Below are 2,539 nucleotides of genomic sequence, written 5' to 3' on the forward strand. Positions count from 1 at the left end.
GGAAAGCCGCGATGAACCAAGAAAAAGCCCTACCGGACTCAGTGCCGATAGAGCTTATTCGAAATTGCCAACATTATGCAGCATTGAGATCAAACGTCAGTGTTTGTTCTGCTGCACATACTTCAACAGGCCAGCCATAGGATTGGTATTCAAGCGCAAGTTTGTCCGCTACTACGCGAGATACTGTTGCAGTGATCCACATGCCTTTGCCCATTACTTGATATTTAAGCGTTCTCATTTCCATAGTCATCACCGTTCTCCTTCTATATTGGCTGCGCGAAGTCTATAGCACCTCTGAGGGCTGAAATTTCGAATTAAGCTCAAATTCTTTATAAAATGGCTCACTGTTTGCGCTTGGCTCAAAACTCAATCAACTAAGGGAAAACGGTTGCGTTCTGGAAGCAAAATCACTTTTTAAGTCTCTGTATTATAATCGAATTAAAATTGACCAGAAAAACAATGCAAGAGATCTCTTACAGCATTATCAGAGATCGCACTAGGTAAAAACTTCTCACTAGAAGCCAGACTTGTGTGGCGATTGTGTGCGTTTTTGGTTGCGCTGTTGAAGCAAGATTTTTTAGTTTTGTATGTGAAATATTCTAATTTATTTAGCGTATGGTCCTGCTTTTAAATCCAAATCACAGTTTTATATGTTGCTGTGCTTCTTTTATTTAAACCGATACGCTATTTGATTTTGGTCATTAACCTTTCGCTCATTGGTTTGCACTATCTATACGTGTTCTGTTCCACATAAACGAGATGTATAGAGGTCCTTATGACTAATCCAACCAAAACCGATCGTAAAGTCACGATCGGCAGCTATATCGCACTCGCGTTCGCGATGGTGTTCTTTTCAGGCTTAATGCAGTCCAATGAATGGTATGGAGTGTTCGATTTTACAACGCTCAACGGTTCATTCGGTAAGGTCGCTTACGATGTGAGTGAAACGGCCGATGGTATTCAAGCGGCAACGACGTCACTGCGTGGTAAAGGCGGTAGTGGTGCTCGCGACGGTTTCATTTTTGCTTTGACACTTATTCCGACCGTGATGTTTGCACTGGGTATGATCAACGTACTTGAGCACTACGGTGCACTGGATGCGGCTCGTAAACTACTGACACCTCTGCTTCGCCCTCTGATGGGTATTCCGGGTAACTCAGGCTTGGCACTGATCGCTTCTTTGCAAAGTACCGATGCTGGCGCAGCGATGACACGTCAGCTGAAAGACGAAGGACATCTGACTAAGCGTGAAACCGATGTGTTCACCATGTTCCAGTTTACGGCGGGTGCGGCGATCGTTAACTTTTTCTCTTCAGGTGCGGTGCTGTTCACTCTAACCGCGATGGACGGCTCTTTAGCGGTGACATCGTCAATTGGTTTGGCTGTCGCTGTGATGTTTATCTTTAAGTTTGTCGGCGCGAATCTGTTCCGTATTTACCTCAACATTACTGAAGGCAAAGAAGACAAACCAAAATCAGACAAAGAACAAAAACTGGAAGAGGAAGTAGCATAATGAGCGAAGTTAAAGCAAAGAAACCAATGGTTACTGATATTTTCGTTGAAGGTGCTAAGAAAGGCTGGGTTATTGCGACTACCTCTACGGTACCGAATGTTCTGATGGCGTTTGTGATCATCAAGGCATTGCAGATAACGGGTGCGCTGGATTTGATGGGCAGTGTATTTGCTCCAATTATGGCGGTATTTGGTTTACCTGGCGAAGCGGCAGCGGTATTGATCGGTGCGTGGATGTCGATGGGTGGCGCGGTGGGCGTGGTTATCACGCTGTTTGACCAAGGTATTCTGAACGGCAACCATATAGCTATCTTGGCGCCAGCTATCTACTTGATGGGCTCTCAGGTGCAATACATGGGCCGTATTATGGGACCAATTGGTACTGAAGGTCGCTACATCCCGGTGATGATCGCGATTTCGGTATTGAATGCGTTAGGTGCAATGTTCTTGATGAACATTATTTTGTAACGTGACTTTGAACGGTTAGCTGCGAACAGCTTTCAGACGTTACAAAAAAGGAAACTTAACTTAAAGTTAGACTTAAAAGTTAGAAACCCCTTACACAACGAGGGCTAGAAGCCATTTATCTAACTTTTACATGTAGATCTAATTTTTCTGTAAGAGTTCAGGTGCTAAATGAAAAAATTAGATCACCAAAAATTGGTGGTCTCTACTATATTTTTATCTAACTTTATATGTACTGGTTCATACTCAGTCTGACAAAATCGTGGTTCGATTTCACCTGTTCACACAATCATACACTAACCACTAAACTCATTTTTGGACAAAAATCATTTAGATTATTTACTTAAATCGAGAGTCATCGGATTAGTTCAGGTATCTAAAACTCCAAGGTCTCACCATCAGCAGGAATAAGGACTTTATCTGACAAACCGTTTTTATCAATTGCTTCTTTAAGAATTGGTCGAGTCACTGCACAGTGGTTTAGTGCCTCCATATGGTTCGCAATCACCTTGTTAGGGGAAAGACGGATAAACTCCATCACTTCATCAATAGACATCAATAA

General features: G+C 42.9%; 3 protein-coding genes and 1 pseudogene. 2 read left to right on the forward strand and 2 right to left on the reverse strand.

What is annotated here, in order from left to right:
- Positions 1-73: 73 nt before the first annotated feature.
- Entirely contained in the window at positions 74-250 is a 177-nt protein-coding gene (locus tag AB4558_RS21935) for a hypothetical protein (RefSeq protein ID WP_017061524.1), read from the reverse strand.
- Positions 251-775: 525 nt separating this feature from the next.
- Between AB4558_RS21935 and AB4558_RS21940 the strand changes: the two genes are divergently transcribed.
- Complete coding sequence (locus tag AB4558_RS21940) at positions 776-1,513, forward strand: nucleoside recognition domain-containing protein (protein WP_017061525.1); 738 nt, start codon at positions 776-778, stop codon at positions 1,511-1,513.
- Entirely contained in the window at positions 1,513-1,980 is a 468-nt protein-coding gene (locus tag AB4558_RS21945; RefSeq protein WP_102393339.1) for a YjiG family protein, read from the forward strand. The genes AB4558_RS21940 and AB4558_RS21945 overlap by 1 nt, the downstream gene beginning before the upstream one ends.
- A 373-nt stretch (positions 1,981-2,353) precedes the next feature.
- Here AB4558_RS21945 and AB4558_RS21950 read toward each other — a convergent pair.
- Positions 2,354-2,539: pseudogene (locus tag AB4558_RS21950) on the reverse strand (MBL fold metallo-hydrolase); the annotation flags it as partial.

This window comes from Vibrio sp. 10N.222.51.C5 (assembly GCF_041474575.1).
Classification (GTDB): domain Bacteria; phylum Pseudomonadota; class Gammaproteobacteria; order Enterobacterales; family Vibrionaceae; genus Vibrio; species Vibrio crassostreae_C.

Bases quoted from the DNA above. Each gene is read 5' to 3' on its own strand.
- AB4558_RS21940 (WP_017061525.1), top strand. From the start codon at position 776: ATGACTAATCCAACCAAAACCGATCGTAAAGTCACGATCGGCAGCTAT.
- AB4558_RS21945 (WP_102393339.1), top strand. From the start codon at position 1,513: ATGAGCGAAGTTAAAGCAAAGAAACCAATGGTTACTGATATTTTCGTT.
- AB4558_RS21935 (WP_017061524.1), bottom strand. From the start codon at position 250: ATGACTATGGAAATGAGAACGCTTAAATATCAAGTAATGGGCAAAGGC.